The organism is Chlorogloeopsis fritschii PCC 6912 (assembly GCF_000317285.1).
Lineage (GTDB): Bacteria > Cyanobacteriota > Cyanobacteriia > Cyanobacteriales > Nostocaceae > Chlorogloeopsis > Chlorogloeopsis fritschii.
The window spans coordinates 1-20,145 of sequence record NZ_AJLN01000088.1 but is presented as its reverse complement, the minus strand read 5'-3'; the positions used below and the strand labels follow the sequence as shown (position 1 = coordinate 20,145).

General features: G+C 42.7%; 16 protein-coding genes. 12 read left to right on the top strand and 4 right to left on the bottom strand.

Annotated features, from left to right (window positions below):
* Entirely contained in the window at positions 1–1,443 is a 1,443-nt protein-coding gene (locus tag UYC_RS0117380; protein ID WP_016878203.1) for a cytochrome ubiquinol oxidase subunit I, read from the bottom strand.
* Between the two features lie 333 nt (positions 1,444–1,776).
* Between UYC_RS0117380 and UYC_RS0117375 the strand changes: the two genes are divergently transcribed.
* The 4 genes from UYC_RS0117375 to UYC_RS0117360 all read left to right on the top strand — a co-directional run bounded on the left by UYC_RS0117375 (position 1,777) and on the right by UYC_RS0117360 (position 9,223).
* On the top strand, positions 1,777–2,610 hold the full coding sequence (locus UYC_RS0117375) for an AAC(3) family N-acetyltransferase (RefSeq protein ID WP_016878202.1): 834 nt from the start codon (positions 1,777–1,779) through the stop codon (positions 2,608–2,610).
* Between the two features lie 219 nt (positions 2,611–2,829).
* The gene (locus UYC_RS0117370) at positions 2,830–6,225 is read left to right on the top strand and encodes a PAS domain-containing protein (RefSeq protein WP_016878201.1); all 3,396 of its coding nucleotides are present in this window, start codon (positions 2,830–2,832) and stop codon (positions 6,223–6,225) included.
* Positions 6,226–6,242: 17 nt separating this feature from the next.
* Positions 6,243–6,668 carry a response regulator gene (locus UYC_RS0117365; RefSeq protein WP_200862385.1) on the top strand — a complete coding sequence of 142 codons (426 nt, stop codon included), beginning with the start codon at positions 6,243–6,245 and terminating at the stop codon, positions 6,666–6,668.
* A 290-nt stretch (positions 6,669–6,958) separates the two neighbouring features.
* Entirely contained in the window at positions 6,959–9,223 is a 2,265-nt protein-coding gene (locus UYC_RS0117360) for a hybrid sensor histidine kinase/response regulator (RefSeq protein ID WP_016879593.1), read from the top strand.
* On the opposite strand, the gene UYC_RS0117355 is transcribed toward UYC_RS0117360, so the two are convergent.
* Positions 9,213–10,238 (bottom strand): ABC transporter permease, encoded by a 1,026-nt coding sequence (locus UYC_RS0117355; protein WP_016878198.1) that lies wholly within the window; start codon positions 10,236–10,238, stop codon positions 9,213–9,215. The two genes, UYC_RS0117360 and UYC_RS0117355, sit on opposite strands and share 11 nt — an antisense overlap.
* 96 nt (positions 10,239–10,334) lie before the next feature.
* On the opposite strand from UYC_RS0117355, the gene UYC_RS0117350 reads away from it, so the two are divergent.
* The gene (locus UYC_RS0117350) at positions 10,335–10,649 is read left to right on the top strand and encodes a type II toxin-antitoxin system Phd/YefM family antitoxin (RefSeq protein WP_016878197.1); all 315 of its coding nucleotides are present in this window, start codon (positions 10,335–10,337) and stop codon (positions 10,647–10,649) included.
* The gene (locus UYC_RS0117345) at positions 10,646–11,041 is read left to right on the top strand and encodes a type II toxin-antitoxin system VapC family toxin (protein ID WP_016878196.1); all 396 of its coding nucleotides are present in this window, start codon (positions 10,646–10,648) and stop codon (positions 11,039–11,041) included. The genes UYC_RS0117350 and UYC_RS0117345 overlap by 4 nt, the downstream gene beginning before the upstream one ends.
* Before the next feature lie 4 nt (positions 11,042–11,045).
* Here UYC_RS0117345 and UYC_RS0117340 read toward each other — a convergent pair whose 3' ends face one another.
* The gene (locus UYC_RS0117340) at positions 11,046–12,665 is read right to left on the bottom strand and encodes an ABC transporter substrate-binding protein (RefSeq protein ID WP_016878195.1); all 1,620 of its coding nucleotides are present in this window, start codon (positions 12,663–12,665) and stop codon (positions 11,046–11,048) included.
* A 672-nt stretch (positions 12,666–13,337) separates the two neighbouring features.
* Here UYC_RS0117340 and UYC_RS0117335 point away from each other — a divergent pair.
* The 6 genes from UYC_RS0117335 to UYC_RS0117310 all read left to right on the top strand — a co-directional run bounded on the left by UYC_RS0117335 (position 13,338) and on the right by UYC_RS0117310 (position 19,462).
* Positions 13,338–13,673, top strand: coding sequence for a hypothetical protein (locus UYC_RS0117335; RefSeq protein WP_016878194.1), 336 nt, complete (start codon positions 13,338–13,340; stop codon positions 13,671–13,673).
* Positions 13,674–14,224: 551 nt separating this feature from the next.
* A complete protein-coding gene (gene psbB, locus UYC_RS0117330) occupies positions 14,225–15,754 on the top strand; it encodes a photosystem II chlorophyll-binding protein CP47 (protein WP_016878193.1) in 1,530 nt (509 codons plus the stop codon).
* Positions 15,755–15,889: 135 nt separating this feature from the next.
* Positions 15,890–15,997 carry a photosystem II reaction center protein T gene (locus tag UYC_RS0117325; RefSeq protein WP_016878192.1) on the top strand — a complete coding sequence of 36 codons (108 nt, stop codon included), beginning with the start codon at positions 15,890–15,892 and terminating at the stop codon, positions 15,995–15,997.
* A 358-nt stretch (positions 15,998–16,355) separates the two neighbouring features.
* On the top strand, positions 16,356–17,411 hold the full coding sequence (locus UYC_RS0117320; RefSeq protein ID WP_016878191.1) for a 30S ribosomal protein S1: 1,056 nt from the start codon (positions 16,356–16,358) through the stop codon (positions 17,409–17,411).
* 350 nt (positions 17,412–17,761) lie between these two features.
* The gene (locus tag UYC_RS0117315) at positions 17,762–18,490 is read left to right on the top strand and encodes an HAD family hydrolase (protein ID WP_016878190.1); all 729 of its coding nucleotides are present in this window, start codon (positions 17,762–17,764) and stop codon (positions 18,488–18,490) included.
* A 597-nt stretch (positions 18,491–19,087) separates the two neighbouring features.
* Positions 19,088–19,462 (top strand): hypothetical protein, encoded by a 375-nt coding sequence (locus tag UYC_RS0117310; RefSeq protein WP_016878189.1) that lies wholly within the window; start codon positions 19,088–19,090, stop codon positions 19,460–19,462.
* Between the two features lie 191 nt (positions 19,463–19,653).
* Here the strand turns inward: UYC_RS0117310 and UYC_RS0117305 are convergent, their stop codons facing one another.
* Positions 19,654–20,055 carry a DUF4112 domain-containing protein gene (locus UYC_RS0117305; protein ID WP_026087705.1) on the bottom strand — a complete coding sequence of 134 codons (402 nt, stop codon included), beginning with the start codon at positions 20,053–20,055 and terminating at the stop codon, positions 19,654–19,656.
* Between the last annotated feature and the right edge of the window lie 90 nt (positions 20,056–20,145).

The following is a 20,145-nucleotide window of genomic DNA, read 5'->3' as shown; positions in this document are numbered from 1 at the left end:
CTATTGCTGTGCTTCTACGGGACGCTCATCGGGAACAAATTGCCCTGGAGTTGTTTCTACTGCGGGTTTTGTTTCCATTCCCGGCATTGGCAAGTCTAACCTTGGGCCTCTGCGGATAATGCGGCTACCAAAGTATAAGTAACCAATAAACAAAATGCTATAGGTTACGGCAAAGCCAATTAAAGATACCAAGACATTGGTAGCAGGTACATGGGAGGCAGAATCGGCTGTGCGGAGGAGTCCATATACTGTCCACGGTTGACGTCCTACACAACGCACAATCCACCCTGAATCTACCGCGATATATCCTAAGGGAGCGGCAAAAATCCAAGCACGCATTAACCAACGCTGTTGAGCAATATTTTCTGGGGAGAGTTTACCGCGTAGCCACTGTAGAGTACTCCACAGCATTAACCCTGCCAACAAGAAGCCAATACCTACCATGATCCGGAAAGAATAGTAAATTAGACCTACTAAATGAGGCCGATCCTCCGGCTTCCATTCCTTCAACCCACGCACGGGTGCAGATAACTTTTGTTTGAGTTCTAAAATGTATCCCAGCCCGTTGGGAATGGCAATTTCCCAATCATTCTTTTCTGCCTTTTCGTTAGGCAATGCCACAATACTCCAATTGGCAGATTGACCACCTGGAATTGTATCCCACTGGGCTTCCATCGCTGCCAGTTTGGAAGGCTGATAGTAATACACTTGTTCGGCACTCAAATGCCCGATATATATCTGCAATGGGGCAACAGCGATCGCTGCTGCTAAGGCAATCTTAAAGGCTTTAGAAAAGAAGGCACTTTGACGATTGTTGAGAATGTACCAAGCACTAATTCCACCAATGACAAACAGTGAAGTCTCCAGTGTGGCAATAAACATATGGGACACGCTGACTGCCATGAATGGATTGAAAATCGCCTGAAAATAATCGTGGACAATAAATTTACCATTTACCATTTCTCCACCAGTAGGCGTTTGCATCCACGAACTTGCAGTCAAAATCCACAAAGTTGAGAGATTGGCACCAGTGGCAACCAAGATCGTAGAGATAAAGTGAATGATGGGATGAACTCGCTCCCAACCGAACACCATAATCCCTAAAAAAGCAGCTTCCAGCATGAATGCCCAAGAAGCCTCAAACCCAATCACACTGCCAAAAAAATTACCGACGGCTTCGGAAAAAGGTGCCCAGTTTGTCCCAAACTGAAACTCCATTGGAATACCCGTAGCAACGCCAACACCGAAATTCAAAAGATAGAGTTTTGACCAGAAACGAGCATGGTAATAGTAATCTGGATTGCGGGTCTTCAACCATACTCCCTCAACAATGACTAGATAAATTGCCATGCCTGTACTTAACACAGGCCAAAGCATATGGAATATAGCTGTCAGCGCAAACTGCATCCGTGACAGCACTACGGTATCAGACAAAAATTCCATCAGCCCTTCCCTCCACTGGTTCAATAACTAGGTGTCAGGATTGTCATCCACTACATAAGCAACGAATACTTGTATTAGTGACGAATCTTTACAAATTTTTAATCTATGACTGAATGTCGTCAAAAAGAAGGGTGTGGGGTGATGGGGTTAGCAAACTGTAAGCAATTTTTGTAGGGTGGACACTGCCTAACTTTCCTCAAACCCTGATTTTAAGATGGTGGACAGTGCCCACCTTACGGTTTTTACTGCCATCTGCCTTACACTTACTATGCTTCCCGTGTTAAGTAAGGAGTAATCAACTAATGATTTTTTATTCCCTACTTTCTATGCCAAATGAGTGAACTGGAAATAATTTTAAGCACACCATCACCTCGCACTCGCGCCTCGCTGGTAAGGGACTTGCATCAACTTGGGCTGGCAGAGGGCATGACAGTAATGGTACACTCTTCCCTCAGTTCCCTTGGATGGGTTTGTGGTGGTGCAGTCACAGTGGTTGAGGCGCTGATGGATGCCGTCACGCCGACAGGAACTTTGGTAATGCCCACCCATTCTGCCGACTATTCCGATCCGGCTAATTGGCAAGCACCACCCGTTCCAGCCAAATGGTGGTCAATTATACGAGAAACGATGCCAGCTTTTGACCCCCAGGTAACTCCCACGCGAGGCATGGGCAAGATTGTAGAAGTATTTCGAACTTGGCCTGATGTGCTGCGGAGTTCTCATCCTGCGGTTTCATTTGCTGCTTGGGGGCAACACGCGAAAGCGATTGTTACGGAGCACTCTCTAGACGACTCTCTTGGAGAGGGTTCTCCCCTAGCTCGCCTCTATGACTTGAACGGTTGGGTACTGTTACTGGGAGTCGGCTACGATAGTTCTACCTGCTTTCATCTCGCCGAGTACCGCATCAGTGGAGCAAAAAGAGTTTCCAAGGGGGCTGCGATTATGGAGGCGGGAAAGAGAGTATGGAAACTCTACACTGATATTGAGTTTGAAGACAACTGTTTTGTTGAAATGGGCACCGACTTTGAACAAGCAGGTAACGTCAAAGTCTCAAAAGTTGGTTCCGCTACTACCAGGCTGTTTCCGGTCAGAACTGCCGTTGACTTTGCAAAAAATTGGTTGACAGAGCGAGCGAGGGTTTCCCTTACGCCAGAGGCATTGCCGTAAAATTGGGTGTGCCTTTACACCCTTGTTTGTGTTTCATTTTTTAACAAAAATCTAAAGAAACTCCTGTGAAAAATCAAGTTCAGTAAATTAATTTAGTAACTTAAAAAATAATGGAGTTACTATGCTTTTAATTTGCCAATATTTAAGTAGTTAGAATATTTGCAAATTCTAAATCTTAATATTTTCAAGCCTAAAATTTGATTTGCTTCATTAATATTAATGTCAGCTCTACCAATTGATCGGGAAAGGGCAAGGCTAGCAGTGCTCCGTCAATATCAAATACTTGATACTGAACCCGAAGCGGCTTTCGACAATCTTGTCCAGTTAGCAGCCCTTATTTGTGGCACACCAATAGCTTGTATCAATTTCATTGATGAAAACCGTCAGTGGTTGAAAGCAACAGTTGGTTGGAATTTTACAGAATTATCACGCAACATAGGAATCTGCCCCACTTGTATTCAGCAGCAGGAAGTTCTAATTGTTTCTGATACTTTGGCAGATTCACAGTGGAAGACAAACCCAGTGGTGGCTTCTCCTTTCTGTGTGCGATTCTACGCTGGTGTCCCTCTGCTCTCGCCAGAAGGACAGGCGATCGCTACCCTTTGCGTCATGGATCGAGAACCCCGACAACTGAATTCACAACAGGTGGCTGGATTGCAAGCTTTGGGGCGGCAAGTGATGGCACAACTGGAAATGCGGCGAGATGTAATTTCACTGCGGCAAGTTGAGGAACAGCATCAGCTGGCGGAAGCAAGACTGCGCCACTTACTGAGTGCTAGCCCTGCGGTGATATATTCTTGCCAGCCGAGTGGAGATTTTCCCGCTACCTTTATAAGTGATAATGTTAGCTCTATATTGGGCTATAGCAGTCGTGAATTTACTGAAAATACTAACTTTTGGGTAGAGCATATTCATCCTGAAGACGCTCCTAGTGTATTTGCCAACTTAGCCACCTTGTTTGAGCAGGGACATCACATCCACGAATATCGTTTTCAGCACCAAGATGGTAGTTATCGCTGGGTTCGGGATGAAATGACTTTAGTCCGAGACGGTTTTGGTGAACCGTTAGAAATCGTTGGTTATTGGATTAATATTAGCGATCGCAAGCAAACAGAGCAGGCGCTACAAGATAGCGAAGCCAGATTGCGATTAGCAATGGAAGTCGCAGGCATGGGAACTTGGGATTGGGATCTGCTGACGCAACAGTTGAGTTGGTCTGCTAACCTAGAACAGTTATTTGAAATGGAGCCAGGGACTTTTGACGGACGAGCGGAAACTTTCGTCAAGTTGCTGCATCCACAAGACAGAGACAGAGTGTTAGATGCTACCGTCCGTGCCATCGAGGAAAAAGAAGATTCTTATCTTGACTTAGAGTTTCGCTTTATCTTACCTAATGGTAAAACTCGCTGGGCTGCGATAAAAGGCCATGTGATCTGCGATCGCACGGGTAAACCAATCCAAATTGCAGGGATAGACTTGGATATTACCAAGCGCAAGCAAGCAGAACTGGCTTTGCGAGAGAGCGAACGCCGATATGCTACTCTTGCCCAAGCTGTACCTGTAGGTATCTTCCGTACCGATGCCCAGGGAAGTTTTGTTTATGTTAACGAACGCTGGCGTGAAATTACCGGACTCTCCTTCCAAGATGCACTAGGAGAAGACTGGATTGTGGCTTTACATCCAGATGACCAAGAGCGTGTTGCTAGTGGATGGTATCAATGGGTAAATACAGTTAGTTTGGATGCAACCTGTCTATTGCCATTTCAATCGGAGTATCGGTTTCAACGTGATGATGGAACTATATTCTGGGTATTTGGTCAGGCAGTTGCAGAAAGAGAAAATGGTTGTAAAATTACTGGCTTTATCGGGACAATTACTGATATTACCGAGCGCAAACAAGCAGAAGCAGGCTTGCAGAAAAGCGAAGAACGATTGCAGTTAGTAATTGACGCTATTAATGATGCGATCTGGGATTGGGATATTGTTTATAACAATTGCTTTTGCTCAAAACGGTTTTATCAATTTTTGGGTTTACCACCAAAAGAAGAACAAAGGCATTTCTATGAATTTCTCTACCAACTAGTACATCTTCAAGATCGAGAGCGATTTGCAGAACTGCTTTACCAACATCTAGAACTCAACCAACCCTGTCAAATGGAAGTACGGTTGCGTCAAACTAATGGCAGCTACAACTGGTTCCTAATTAGAGGCAAAGCAATTCGGGATGCCAAAGGACGTCCGTTGCGGATGTTAGGAGCGCTTAGTGATATTTCCGAACGCAAACGAGCCGAAGACGAATTAAAACAGCAACATCAGCGATCGCAACTTTTAGCTGAAATTACCCTTAAAATCCGCCAATCTTTACGAACTGAAGAAATTCTCCAAACCACAGTTACGGAAATTCAAAAATTACTCCATTCCGATCGAGTATTAATTTTTCAGTTGGGTCATGATGGTTCGGGAACAGTTGTGCAAGAAGCTGTAGTACCTGATTGTAACTCCATTTTGACGCAAAAACTCTTTGAACCTTGTTTCCATCAAGAATACCAAGAAGCTTATCGTCAGGGAAGAATTCATGTTGTCCCCAATATTGCCACGGCAAATCTTCATCCTTGTCATAGAGAATTTTTAGAGAATTTGAGCGTAAAAGCGCACATAGTTGTGCCGATTATTCTCAGAGATACACTTTGGGGATTGCTGATTGCTCAACAGTGTCTAGAGCCAAGAGATTGGAGTAATTTTGAAATTGATTTGTTGCAACAATTGGCAAACCAAATTGGTATTGCTCTATCTCAAGCCCAGTTGTTGGAACAAGAAATGCGCCAACGAGAAGAACTAGCTCGTTCCAACACAGAATTAGAACAGTTTGCCTATGTAGCCTCCCACGACTTGCAAGAACCATTGCGAATGGTGACAAGCTATCTACAACTACTGGAGAGAAAATACAAAAACAAACTTGATTCTAAAGCAGATGAATTTATTGCTTACGCCGTAGACGGTGCAAGTCGGATGCAAATCCTCATTAATGACTTGCTACGCTTTTCCCGCATCAGTACCCGCGCCCAACCCTTTGAGACTGTTGATTGCAACCTAATTTTGCAGCAAGCGATCGCCAATCTCAAAGTTGCCATTGCCGAAAGCGGTGCAGTTATTACCCATACAGAAGCCTTGCCTCAAGTCATTGCCGATGCCACACAACTTACCCAGCTATTTCAAAACTTGATTAATAACGCCATCAAATTTAAGAGCGAACTGACACCACAAATTGAGATTGGAGTAACTAGGGTAGAAGGAATTGGGACAAGGGGACAAGGAGATAGGGAGACAAGGGGAAAAGGAGAAGAATTCTCCCACTCCCCCACTCCTCAAATTCCAGAATGGCTCTTTTGGGTGCGCGATAATGGTATTGGAATCGAACCTCAGTATCGCGATCGCATCTTTGTCATTTTTCAGCGTTTGCACGCTAGGGGCAAGTATCCCGGTACTGGTATTGGCTTGGCAATTTGTAAAAAAATTGTCGAACGCCACGGTGGGCGCATCTGGGTAGAGTCGGAAGCAGGGCAAGGTGCCACCTTCTACTTCACGATTCCAGATAGGATAGGTACTTCATCGTGAATACTCGAATAGAAATCATGCCTATTGAGATTTTGTTAATAGAAGACAATCCTGGTGATGTAGAATTAACCAAAATAGCCTTAGAAGATAGCAAAATCTCTGTTAACTTGAGTGTGGTAGAAGATGGTGTAGAGGCGATCGCGTTTCTACGTAAAGAAGATAAATATGCTCATGTACCTCACCCTGATATTGTCTTACTCGATTTAAATTTACCTAAAAAAGATGGTAGAGAAGTGCTGGCAGAAATCAAGGCGGATGAAACTCTCAAGCGAATCCCTGTAGTAGTTTTAACCACTTCTCAAGCTGAAGAAGATGTTTTAAAAGTCTACAGTCTTGCTGCTAACTGCTACATAACAAAGCCCGTTGACTTCGATCAATTCGTTAAGATCGTACAATCCATAGAAAATTTTTGGTTTACCATCGTCAAACTGCCATCGGAGTAAAGACGAGGGCTTGGGGGCGCTTGAAGAGGAGGAGCCGGGGAGCCGGGGAGCTTCAGGAGCACCAGGAGAACAACCAACTACTAACCACTGTACGGGCGGGTTTTGTTGATTGTCTTTCGGTTAAAAACGACAACTTATCTTTTAAACCCGCACGCCAGGTGCTACAAGTCGGCGGAGCCGACGGCAGTCGCTTTATGCCGGGAAACCCGTCCACCGCGCTGCCTCCCCATCGCACTGGCTCCCCTACTAACTACTAACTACTAACCAATGACCAATAACTAATGACTAAAATGGCAGAACAACCGCTCAAAATTTTGTTGGTTGAAGACAATCCCGCCGATGTGCGTCTGTTGCAGGAATTTTTGTGGGATGTCACTTCTGCACAGTTTCAATTAATACCTGTTGAGCAGCTAGATGAAGCACTAGAGATTCTTAAGCAAAAAAGCTTTGATGTTATCCTCTTAGATCTCTCACTGCCAGATAGCCAGGGATTGGAAACATTTCTCAAAATGCATTTGCAAGCACCAGCTATTCCTATTATCGTCCTGACAGGTTTAGATGATGAAAGTTTGGCTACCAGAGCTATGCAACAGGGAGCGCAGGATTACTTAATCAAAGGGCAGGTAAATGGAGACTTGTTGGTACGCTGTATGCGCTATGCCATTGAGCGACAACGAGTAGAGGAAGCACTGCGACAAAGTGAGGAGAGATTTCGGGTAGCATTAAAAAACTCTCCCATCATTGTTTCTACCCAAGACAAAGAACTTTTTTACACCTGGGTTTATAACACCTCACCAGGGTTTGTAGATGAAGGAATTATCGGTAAACGGGACTTAGATTTAATTGCTCCCGATCAGGTGCAACGTTTATTGGAAATTAAACAACGCGTGCTTGCTACTGGAGTTGGCACCAGAGAAGAAGTATCTATTACTACAGCACAAGGAACTCGATATTACGACTTAACTGTAGAGCCATTACGCAATGAAGCACAAGAAGTAGTAGGAATAACCTGCGCCAGCATTGATATAAGCGATCGCAAGCTAGCAGAAGAGAAAATCCGCGAACAAGCGGCATTGCTGAATGTGACAACAGATGCAATTCTCGTGCGAGATTTAGAAAACAAAATTATATTTTGGAATAGAGGCGCAGAAAATCTTTACGGTTGGCGCGCAGAAGAAGTTTACGGTAAAGATGCCACTGAACTTTTATATAATGATGAATTACCGTCAGAAGTAGGAACGGCGCTGTTGACGGTTATTGCCAAAGGAAAATGGCAGGGCGAGTTAACTAAGGTTACCAAAACAGGTAAAGAAGTTTTGGTTGCCAGCCGTTGGACTTTAGTTTGTCACCAAGACGGTTCTCCTAAATCTATTCTCACAGTAGATACTGACATTACTGAGAAAAAACAACTAGAAACACAATTATTTCGCACTCAACGCCTAGAAAGCATCGGTACTCTTGCTAGTGGTATTGCCCACGACCTTAACAATATCCTCACACCAATTCTGGCAGTAGCTCAACTGCTGCCAATCAAATTTCCTGATTTGTATCCGGAACACGAACACCTGTTAGAAATACTAGAAGACAGTGCTAGACGAGGTGCCGACTTAGTTAAGCAAGTTTTGTCATTTGCGCGGGGTGTTGAAGGCAAGCGCATGACTTTGCAAGTCAAGCACTTGATTAAGGAAGTTGTCAAGATTGTCAAACAAACTTTTCCCAAGTCTGTTGAAGTGGTGATGGATTTACCACAAAACCTGTGGACAGTTTGCGGAGATAGTACACAACTACATCAGGTATTAATGAATCTTTGCGTTAACGCTCGTGATGCTATGCCTAATGGAGGTACTTTAACCATTACTGCCGAAAACCTGGTAATTGATGAAAATTATGCTCGAATGCATTTGGAAGCCAAAGTCGGTTCCTACGCTGTCATTACTATTACCGATACTGGTGTTGGCATCCCTCCAGAAATCTTAGAGAGAATTTTTGAACCATTCTTTACCACGAAAGAATTAGGTAAAGGTACAGGTTTAGGACTTTCCACTGTTATTGGCATTGTCAAAAGCCACGGTGGATTTGTCAATGTCTACAGTGAAGTCGGGCAAGGAACCAGCTTTAAAATTTACTTACCAGCAGCACAGGAAACAGAAACAGAGTTAGCTCAAGAATTAGAACCACTGGCAGGTAAGGGAGAATTAATTATGGTTGTAGATGATGAACCTGCTATTAAAGAGATTACTAAAGCATCGCTAGAGGCTTATAACTACAAAACACTAATTGCTAGTGATGGCATTGAAGCGATCGCGCTATACGCCCAAAATCGAAATCATATCAGTGCTGTACTTATGGATATGATGCTGCCATCACTCGATGGGATCACTGCTATCCGCACCTTACAAAAAATCAACCCAAAAGTAAAAATTGTGGCTACAAGTGGATTGATGTCTACCAGTAAATTAGCGGAAGCAGCAACTGTTGGTGCTAAAACATTTTTATCGAAACCCTATACAGTTAAAGAATTATTGCTGACTTTACAAAAAGTACTTAATACCTAATTCGCGGATCTACATAAGCATTTAAAATATCAATCAAAATACTTGCTGCTACAACAATTGAGCCAAAAAATACCAATAAGCCCTGGACTGTAGGATAATCCCGCAAGGAAATAGCTTCATACAGTTTATTTGCCAATCCCGGCCAAGAAAAAGTAACTTCAGTTAAAATTGCTCCACCTAATAACGAAGCAAAAGTTAATCCTAAAACAGTAATTACTGGAATCAAAGCATTTTTTAAAGCATGGGAAACTAAAATTTTTCTTTCAGGAATGCCTCTAGCTCTAGCTGCTTCCACATAATCTGCTTGCAGAGTTTGTTTGAGATTCACTCGTACAATCCGCTCAAAAATACCACTGAGCAAAACTCCCAAGGTAATACTAGGAAGTGCCAGATAATGCAAAGCTGTAAAAAATTGAGCTAAGTCACCACTTAAGAGACTATCAATTGTATACAAACCAGTGAGCCGCTCAGGAGAAGGCAAACTAGAGGCAAAGCGCCCTGAGGATGGAAACCAACCAAGTTGTACTGCAAATATCAATTGCAAAAGCATTCCTGCCCAAAACATCGGCAGTGAATACGTGATAATACCAAATAACCTTCCGCCAAAGTCAAAAAATGTACCAGGACGAGAAGCAGAAAGAGTACCGATCGCAATTCCGACAGTCAGCGCAACCACCATACTACATACTGCTAATTCTGCTGTAGCAGGAAAGTAATCAACAATTACCTGCCAAACGCTTTGCCCCTGGCTTGTCAAAGACTTCCCTAAATCCAAACGCAATAAACTTCCCATGTAATTGAGATACTGCAACCACAAAGGAAGATCTAAACCTAATTGTTTTCGCAGCTCTTCTTTCGCACTTTCTGGCGCACGCCCACCCAGAATTGCATCTGCTGGATCTCCGGGCGTTGCTCGTAGCAAGAGAAACACTACCGTGGTAATTGTCCATAGCATCAACGGAGCTAAGAGCAGGCGAATAATAATGTAGTATTGTAAAGCTTTGGAGCGAGACATAAGTAGTTAGGCAAAATTAAAGTTATGGGTGGAGACAAGGGTTGGGGGAACAGTATAAAGAATGTGTAATTAATTTTGTTGAGGTACTTAATACCAGTGTTAGTTAATTGCGGCATTGGTTGTTGGAGAATCCCCTACAATGAAAGCATAAAAGCAGTTGTAGAAATTGATGGAATGAAGTACCTCAATGTTCAACAGACAGATAGCACCCTGATTGCAATCCTCGATGAGTTAACAGCAACTCAAACTGAAGTTGTGATTACTCGTGAAGGCATTCCAGTTGCTCGCATTGTACCTTGGCAGGGGAAACCGATCTCGACTCATCACTATCCATTGCGAGGAATGCCAATTAAGATCGCAGAAGATTTTGACGAACCAATGCCAGAATTTTGGGAAGCATTGGGCGAATGATTTTGTTGGATACGCATATTTGGCTCTGGTTACTCCACAATCCAAGTCATTTATCGAATCAAGCACAAGCTGCAATTGACTCAGAGGAACCTCAAAATGGCTTGCTAGTATCTGCGATTTCAGTATGGGAGATTGCAGTCAAATCCAGCATTGGAAAATTAATCTTACCCTTGCCGATTAATGAGTGGTATGCACTAGCACAGACACACTCAGGTATTGTGATTGAACCTTTGAATCCTCTGGATGCGATCGCAAGTACACAGCTACCAGGCACTTTTCATAAAGATCCGGCAGACAGAATTCTAGTTGCGATCGCCATGCGCTATGGAATTCCTCTGTTAACCTGTGACTCTAACATCTTGAACTATCCTCATGTACAAACTATCTGGTAAGTAGCTATTTACCTGTGGGGGTAGCGCTGATTGTCTTGTAAATCAAAAACTGACTCGGATCTAGCTGCACGCCATTCACACCATTTTGAGCAAAAACATAATCCTTACTTTGCCACAAAGGAACGTAAGGCACATCAGTTGCTACTTGGGCTTGAATATCTGTAAAGATTTTTTTACGAATTTCTGGGTTTTGCTCCCTGCGCTCTTGAGCAATCAGCTTATTAATATTTTCGTTGTAGTAAAAAGAACCCTGTGTCTTACTTGCTCCATCTTCACATCCTTTAGCCACTGAACCTTTCTGACATTCTAAAAAAGGTTGAATGTAGTTGTCTGGATCTAAAAAGTCTGGATACCAATCAAATATTGATGCAGGATACAAACCTTTGGATATGTCTTTAAAAAAGGTGGCACTTTCTACAGGACTAATTTCAAATTGCAACATTCCGTCCATTTTTTGATCGGCAAGAGCTTTAATTGTTTGAGCAGCCGCAGCACTAGTAGGAGAAGTAGAACTATGCCAAATTTGGACTCTGGCAGGATTGCTATTTGAGAAACCAGCCGAACTTAGCAATTGTTTAGCCTTATCTACATTTCCATCGCCGTATTTATCTTTAAAAACTGGTTGGTAAACATCAAATGTTGTTGGCACCATGCTATACAGTGCTTCTGCTTGATTGTACAAAACTCGCTGATTGATAACTGAACGGTCAATTAATGCCGCGATCGCTCCTCTGACAGCAGGGTTATCCAAAGGTTTTTGATTTCTGTTTAAAGCCATGAATTTGACTGCGCTACCTTCAGCCGTAATTGGCTGCCAATTACCTTGTTTCGCACTTTCCTGTAGAGTTTTAATTTGAATTGGCTCTAGAGATACGTAAGCCACATCAACAGCTTTTGTTTTAAAGGCATTAAATAAATTAGCCGGGCTGCTAAAAATTTGCCAGTTAATGCCTTGATTTGCTGGTTTATCTCCCCAATATTTGTCAAAGACATCAAATCGCACTGAATCAGTACCATATTTAGCTAATTTATAAGGGCCAGTACCTATAAAATTATTTGGTTGAAATTTCCCTGCACCGAGTTCGTAAGCTTTGGGTGAAACGGCACACACACCCGGAAATGCTAAAAGTGCTGGAAACGCTGCAAATTGTTTTTTCAGCTTAATAGTTAATTCAGAATCACCTGTGGCTTTGACAGAATCTACTACATCTTTCAACAAGAAAGATGGCTTACCACCATTTTGCATAAAGCGCTGGATACTAAATTCCATAGCTTTGGCATTAAAAGGTGTGCCGTCGTGAAATACTACACCTTGACGTAAGGGAATAGTATAAGTTAAACCATCCTGACTAACTTTTGGTAAGGCTGTAGCCAACTGAGGTTGAATTTCGGTGCTGCCGCTAGGGTATGTGTAGAGGCGATCGCTCATATTGTAAACCAACACCAGTGACTGTAATTCATAGGCATCAGCCGGATCTAGGGTGCGTGGTTTTAAGGTAGTACCCACAGTAACACGACCATCATTGCTGGGAGAACCCACAGATGTAGATGTTGTTTGGGGGCGAGGGCTACAGCTAATCACCAAAAATAAACACAGACAAAATAAAGAAAAAAATTTTGTCATTCGGCGTAAATGTTTTGGGAACAAGGAAAACCTGTCCATAAATATTGGCACTTTTGAATTATTGTGGTCAGTCATTTTACTATAGGTCTAGTTAATTTCCCTGTGCTTAATTTATTTAACTCTTTTGATGAAAAGCCTTTTTCAAGCCTTTTCGTCCTGTTTGATGGGTTAAATCCAAAAATGTGCTCAGTATACTATAAATTACAAACAAAAAGAACTCAGTATTCAGAACTCAGCAGTTTAATATAAGTAGCTGTCATGAACTCCATACACCAAGGCAGGGAACAGGGTACAGGTTACAGGGAACAGAACAATTAAACTCATCTGTCTCCTGTCCCCTATCCCCTATTACCTAACTTCCCTTCTGTCTTCTACTTAGTAGTCTGAGAAAAAAACACATTCTTTAATAATCATTCTTAGCTAGACAATGCTTGATTGAATTAAAATTACAGAATTACATAAATTTGTCATAATTTCGGGTTTTCTGAAGAGAAGCTTTGTTAGGCTTTTCAAGTAGCCACAGCGATATTAATCAAAAAAATATGTACCTACTCCTATTTGATTACTTGTCTACAAAAGTGTAATTAAACATTTCATGTCGTTCAAAACTCACTGAAATGTTCCCGATATTTTGAAAAGTAAACAGAGAGCTTAACATAGTGAGAAAAAAGCGTGAAGTACTTCTTTTTATCTGAAGGATGGACAGTTGGTAGAGTTTGGGCATCTGACGGGCTGTGGCAAATAACTGCATGGCGACGGCAACCAGATATTCAACAAATGAATATTTGTTTGGTAGAAAAAGGCGAATTATTTTGGCTTTTTCGAGTAGAAGATGCCGTGATTACTGTGGAGGTAAAACCAATAACTTCAGTACCAACAGTTACATCAGGTCAAGGTATCGGTAAAGTCATGCTGAGGCGGTTAATGAGTGCCGAACAGGTAATTGAGCGCCTCGGAACTGCCTCGGCAAGGTGCCATCTACAAAATATCGAATTGATAGTGCAGTAAGGATTGTTGGTTAATAGCAGTTTAGTAAAGATTTGTTAAAAATAATTACTAACTACTGTACGAGTCAATCTCCCATTTCAAGAAATTATTTTATATAAACCTGTTGAATTCAAGACCGTACAGGCAGGTTTGAAAGCAATATCTCCAAAAGTGCGAAATATCTATATAAACTCGCACGGCAGTCGTTACCTCGTAGCGGCACAAAGTTCATTAGTAACCCGCAAAGACACGCTGCCTTCCCTAATAACCACTAACCAGTAACCAGGTTTTAGTCTCTTTATACGCTTGCAAACAGCGCCATCAATAGTTACACTTTTTTAAACATTCTCATTTTTGCTTGGCGATCGCTACCCTCAGGACAAAGTTCCGAAAGTGCGTAAGCAATGGTTGTCATAGCAGCCACACTGTCTAATTTTTAAGACCAAGCTGTGGAAAATCCAAGCTCTGGCAATAACAAAAACTGAGAGGAGTTACCGACGGCTATTTTGGCTACAGGTGACTTCTGTAAAAAATTGTTTTGTAAACAAACTCTTCGAGGAGGAGCGTAGTCGATGGGACTACCTTGGTACCGAGTACACACAGTCGTTCTGAACGATCCAGGGCGGCTGATTTCTGTACACTTGATGCACACAGCTTTGGTAGCAGGCTGGGCTGGTTCGATGGCTCTGTACGAACTAGCTATTTATGACCCCAGCGACCCGGTTCTCAACCCCATGTGGCGTCAAGGAATGTTCGTGCTACCCTTCATGGCACGCTTGGGTGTTGTTGGCTCTTGGGGTGGCTGGAATGTAGTTGGCGATCCCAATTACAATCCAGGTTTCTGGTCATTTGAAGGCGTTGCTGCCGCTCATATTGTTCTTTCTGGTCTTTTATTCTTAGCCGCCGTTTGGCACTGGGTTTACTGGGATTTGGAACTTTTCCAAGACCCCCGTACTGGTGAACCCGCCCTCGACTTGCCAAAGATGTTTGGCATCCACTTGTTCTTGGCTGGTCTACTTTGCTTCGGTTTTGGTGCTTTCCACCTGACTGGATTGTGGGGGCCAGGAATGTGGGTTTCTGACGCCTACGGCATAACAGGTCACGTTGAACCAGTAGCGCCAGAGTGGGGGCCGGATGGCTTTAACCCATTTAATCCTGGTGGTGTTGTAGCTCACCACATTGCTGCTGGTATTGTCGGTATTATTGCTGGTTTATTCCACCTCACAGTCAGACCACCCGAAAGGCTTTATAAAGCTCTGCGGATGGGTAATATCGAAACCGTGCTTTCTAGCAGTATTGCTGCTGTATTCTTTGCTGCTTTCGTTGTTGCTGGCACCATGTGGTATGGTAGCGCTACTACTCCCATCGAGTTGTTTGGCCCTACCCGCTATCAGTGGGATCAAAGCTACTTTAAGACAGAGATTCAGCGCCGCGTTCAATCAAGCCTTGCCCAAGGTGCAACCCCAGAGCAAGCTTGGTCAGCCATTCCCGAAAAATTGGCATTCTATGATTATGTTGGCAATAGCCCTGCCAAAGGTGGTCTATTCCGTACAGGCCCTATGGTTAAGGGTGACGGCATTGCCCAATCCTGGGTAGGTCATGCTGTTTTTACAGATGCCGATGGGCGGGAATTGCAAGTGCGCCGTCTGCCTAACTTCTTTGAAACCTTCCCAGTGGTTCTAACCGATCAAGATGGAATTGTCCGTGCTGACATTCCCTTCCGTCGGGCAGAATCTAAATATAGCTTCGAGCAAAATGGTGTGAAAGTAGCCTTCTACGGTGGTGATTTGAATGGTCAAACATTCACAGATCCCGCCGAAGTGAAGAAGTGGGCACGTAAAGCTCAAGGTGGCGAAATCTTTGAATTCGATAGAGAAACCTTAAACTCTGATGGTGTGTTCCGCACCAGCCCCAGAGGTTGGTTTACCTTTGGACACGCTGTATTTGCTCTGTTGTTCTTCTTTGGTCACATCTGGCATGGTGCTCGGACAATTTACCGAGATGTATTTGCCGGTGTTGATGCCGATTTGGAAGAACAAGTCGAGTGGGGTCTGTTCCAGAAAGTGGGTGATAAGACAACCCGCCGGAAGGAAGCTGTCTAAAGATTTGTAGCAAATTATTAAGAATGGTCTAATAACTGCTTGACAATTTATAACATACTTAAGTAGTTAGTTAGACCATTCTTTTCTGTAGTAGATTACACTATCATTACAGGCGGGATCGGAGGAACTTGCAACATGGAAAGCGTGGCATATATCTTGATTTTGACTTTGGCAATAGGAGTTCTCTTCTTTGCGATCGCATTCCGCGAACCTCCTCGCATTGAAAGGAAAGAAGATAAGTAATTTACAGATGCCAAATTTTTGATGGCTATCTTTAAAAACATAAAACCGCTGTTGCCTGCAGGTAACAGCGGTCATTAATTTTTGGTAGGTAATAGGGTGAAGATTGCAGAGAATAGGAAAATAAAGATTCTTCTCTTGCTTCATTTCAATATTTCTTTGTCACTAGATTTTGAACATTAAGATAATAAGGTTTTTATATTTGATATAATCTACTATCTGGGAATTAATGCGCGTTAAGATAACTTTTCTGCGCTACGATGAGAAGTGGTGTAGGTGTAGACTGCCTATTAGGCACTTGCATATACATCGCTAGGAGGCAAAAAAAACTACGGAGAATAAAAACCAGGAAACAATCAGCATGGTCAATCAGAAATCAACCGCATTAACTGATATTGGGTTTACTCACGACGATTTCGCTGCTTTACTGGACAAATACGACTATCATTTTAGCCCTGGTGATATTGTGCCCGGTACAGTGTTCAGTATAGAGCCGCGCGGCGCTCTGATTGACATAGGTGCTAAAACCGCAGCATATATACCCATACAAGAAATGTCTATTAACCGGGTGGACAGCCCGGAAGAAGTTTTACAATCAAACGAAATACGGGAATTTTACATCCTTAGCGATGAAAACGAAGAGGGACAACTAACTCTTTCTATTCGCCGTATAGAATATATGCGAGCTTGGGAGCGGGTACGGCAGTTGCAAGCAGAAGATGCTACTGTCCGTTCTGGTGTATTTGCCACTAACCGTGGTGGAGCTTTGGTACGGATTGAGGGTTTGCGTGGGTTTATCCCCGGCTCTCACATTAGTACTCGCAAGCCTAAAGAAGAATTAGTAGGCGAAGAACTTCCATTAAAGTTCTTAGAAGTAGATGAAGAACGCAACCGCTTAGTCCTGTCCCACCGTCGAGCGCTGGTAGAGCGTAAGATGAACCGTCTGGAAGTTGGCGAGGTCGTAATCGGTACAGTGCGCGGTATTAAGCCCTATGGTGCCTTCATTGATATTGGTGGCGTAAGTGGTCTGTTGCATATCTCAGAAATTTCCCACGAACATATTGATACACCTCACAGTGTATTCAATGTCAATGATGAAGTGAAAGTCATGATCATTGACCTAGATGCTGAACGGGGTCGGATATCTTTGTCCACAAAACAGCTAGAACCAGAACCAGGTGACATGATTAAGAACCGCGATCTGGTTTATGATAAGGCAGAAGAAATGGCAGCGAAGTATAGAGAACAACTGCTAGCTAAACAGCAAGGTATAGCACCTGCTATGACTCTTTCAGATGAAGGTGAAGTAGCAGCAGAAGAAGTAGCAGAAGAAGTAGCAGAAGAAGTAGCAGAAGAAGAAATTCCATCTGCTATTGAAGCAGTTGAAGAAGAAATACCAGCCGCTATTGAAGAATAATGTATCTGTATTTATTGTTGTAGTTGCCTAAAAGCAATTATAAGATGAAAAATTATTGCATGAAGAGGGATAAAATTTCCCTCTTTTTTTGTGTTGGGGAATTGTTAGTAGTTAGTAGGGGAGCCAGTGCGATGAGCGGCTCCGCCGACTTGTAGCACCTGGCGTGCGGGTTTCGTTGATTATCTTTCGGCTAAAACCGATGATTTATCTTCTAAACCCGCCCGTACAGTAGGTAGTAGGTAGAGACGCGAGGAACCGAAGTGTCTGTACATTAGTAGTTGGTTATTTACAACTATTCACTAACCACTATCCACCAACTAATCCAAAACAAGTTTATAAGGAGGAATATCTTGGCATCTATTAAGTGCAGAAACCTAACTTTTTCCAATATTCAAGCTATTTTATTTGATAAAAACGGTACTTTAGAAGATTCAGAAGTTTTCTTGCGATCGCTTGCCCAAAAAGCAGCACGACTTTTAGACGCACAAGTTCCCGGAATTGGGGAGCCACTGTTAATGGCTTTTGGTGTTAATGGTAATACCCTCGATCCGGCAGGTTTAATAGCAGTGGCAAGTCGCCGCGAAACAGAAGTTGCTGCTGCCGCATATATTGCTGAAACTGGGCGGGGATGGTTCGAGTCGTTACAAATGGCGCGTCAAGCCCTAGAAGAAGCAGAAAAATATGTTGGCAAAACCCCTTCACCCTTATTTGTCGGTAGTTTGGAAGTCTTGAAGAACTTGTCAGAAGCAGGAATTAAACTTGGTATCCTTTCGGCAGCGACAACTGCTGAAGTACGTGAGTTTGTAGCAACTCACCAATTGAGTAATTATATTCAATTAGAAATGGGAGTAGATAAAGGGCCGAGTAAACCAGATCCAATACTATTTTTGCAAGCTTGTGAAAGATTAGGAGTAGAACTTAGTAAAACATTGATGGTGGGAGATTCTGTGGGTGATATGCAAATGGCACGTAATGCCAAAGCAGCTGGTTGTATTGGTATAACTTGGACAGGCAAAGCAGAAAATGTTGCAGGTGCGGATGTGATAATTAACCAACTTGATGAAATTCAAATTTGTTGAAAAATGAGCTATCTTTTTCCTGTAATCTGTCACTCTTAGGGTACTCCATGAGAAGCCCCGTTATTACTTCTTATCAAAAAGTGCATTTAAATCGCGATAACCACTAACTATCCGTAAAATTTCAATCCCGCCTTCAATTGGACGATAGAAAATCAGATAATCATCCACAGGAAAGCTACGTATTCTCTAAGCTGTTCCCTTATCTTCGTATTTTAGTTAAGGGACTTCCAATTAAAAAAATTTCCAATTTAGCCGTGTCAGTCCACTACATTTGATGAGCGATCGCCTATTCTCCTCATCTGCATTTTCTGAAATAACGCGATCGCTAAATACAACCCCCTACAATGTAAATGCATCAGCTGCATTGTTAATACATCCGCCTGCAATATTAATGCAGTGACGGCATTGTTAATGCATCCATCTACATTGTTAATGCGGCAGGCGCATTGTTAATGCATTGGCTTGCATAAGTTAATCCACCCTTTGTCTAACTTTGTCCGAGACTGTCGCGTTTGCGATCGCTTAAAATCTCGTCTTACTGTTAGGTTTATTGTTATATAGGGCACATTAAATATATACTTTAGCACTTATGCATCTATGCCTAACCAAGATACAACACGTCGTTTGCGCCTTAAAGTCATTAGTCAAGATATTACCTCATTCCACGGTTTGCAAGCCGTCAGCACTTATAACACAACCCGTGCTGAAGCCTCTGTTGTCAACTTACAGCAAACTTATCAGGCTATGTTGGTGCAGCAACAAATGGAAACTGAGAAACTAGCTTCATACCGTGCTGCTGTCGATGCTGCCCGATTGGCAGAATGGGAATTTCACAATGTTGTATTAGCAATGAAAGAAGTTGTGCGCGGGCAATATGGCTCAGATAGCGATCAAGCCCAAGCAGTTGGATTGAAGAAAAAATCAAACCGTAAGCGCCCCAGCCGCAAAAAGTCAGTTATCACTGCAACTTAATCAATTTAATATTAGGCGTTGCTGATTTAGGCTATGAAAATAATTTTGCGTAATGCCAAAACTCTTGTAGAGACGCGAAATTTCGCGTCTCTACACCCCGAATTCATATCGCAATTCAGCAACGCCAATGATTGAATGTTTGTAGGGCGATTGCTAACCTTTTTCCAAGAGCGATCGCCAATTTAGCAAATTTAATGAACAGTAGCAGGAGCAGCAACTTCCGATTTTTCTGGAGATATTTCTGGTTCAACTACCACCAGATGCTTCTCCAAAATCGCCAAATTGCGAATATTGGATTTATAAAACGCATCAAACAAATCACCCACAAACGGTACCGTACCAACGGCTGTTTCCAAAGCAACGTTAAATATCATTTGCTTTAAGTCTTGGCGTGGGATACCAAGACGAGTAGCTAAATAGATAATATAAGCTGAAAAACCTGTACTAATTAAATCTCCAGCACCTGGAATTAAACCAATAATTGGATCTAGTCCAAAGCGAAAACCTATTCCTGGAATACGTATAGATGTATCCATCAAGCGGCTAAGTTTGCGAATGCGGTTAAGAGTAGCAAGGCGTTCAGCAGTATCCATAATCAATGATTGTTCTACTACTTTATAAATTGCACTATTGTTAGGCTTTCGTCTTGTACCGCAAGAAAGACTGACCAAAGAGGTATATTT

What these genes read in the sequence shown, in the direction of transcription:
- UYC_RS0117380 (WP_016878203.1), bottom strand. Translation starts at nt 1,443, where the DNA reads ATGGAATTTTTGTCTGATACCGTAGTGCTGTCACGGATGCAGTTTGCG.
- UYC_RS0117375 (WP_016878202.1), top strand. Translation starts at nt 1,777, where the DNA reads ATGAGTGAACTGGAAATAATTTTAAGCACACCATCACCTCGCACTCGC.
- UYC_RS0117370 (WP_016878201.1), top strand. Translation starts at nt 2,830, where the DNA reads ATGTCAGCTCTACCAATTGATCGGGAAAGGGCAAGGCTAGCAGTGCTC.
- UYC_RS0117365 (WP_200862385.1), top strand. Translation starts at nt 6,243, where the DNA reads ATGCCTATTGAGATTTTGTTAATAGAAGACAATCCTGGTGATGTAGAA.
- UYC_RS0117360 (WP_016879593.1), top strand. Translation starts at nt 6,959, where the DNA reads ATGGCAGAACAACCGCTCAAAATTTTGTTGGTTGAAGACAATCCCGCC.
- UYC_RS0117355 (WP_016878198.1), bottom strand. Translation starts at nt 10,238, where the DNA reads ATGTCTCGCTCCAAAGCTTTACAATACTACATTATTATTCGCCTGCTC.
- UYC_RS0117345 (WP_016878196.1), top strand. Translation starts at nt 10,646, where the DNA reads ATGATTTTGTTGGATACGCATATTTGGCTCTGGTTACTCCACAATCCA.
- UYC_RS0117340 (WP_016878195.1), bottom strand. Translation starts at nt 12,665, where the DNA reads ATGACAAAATTTTTTTCTTTATTTTGTCTGTGTTTATTTTTGGTGATT.
- psbB (WP_016878193.1), top strand. Translation starts at nt 14,225, where the DNA reads ATGGGACTACCTTGGTACCGAGTACACACAGTCGTTCTGAACGATCCA.
- UYC_RS0117325 (WP_016878192.1), top strand. Translation starts at nt 15,890, where the DNA reads ATGGAAAGCGTGGCATATATCTTGATTTTGACTTTGGCAATAGGAGTT.
- UYC_RS0117320 (WP_016878191.1), top strand. Translation starts at nt 16,356, where the DNA reads ATGGTCAATCAGAAATCAACCGCATTAACTGATATTGGGTTTACTCAC.
- UYC_RS0117310 (WP_016878189.1), top strand. Translation starts at nt 19,088, where the DNA reads ATGCCTAACCAAGATACAACACGTCGTTTGCGCCTTAAAGTCATTAGT.
- UYC_RS0117305 (WP_026087705.1), bottom strand. Translation starts at nt 20,055, where the DNA reads ATGGATACTGCTGAACGCCTTGCTACTCTTAACCGCATTCGCAAACTT.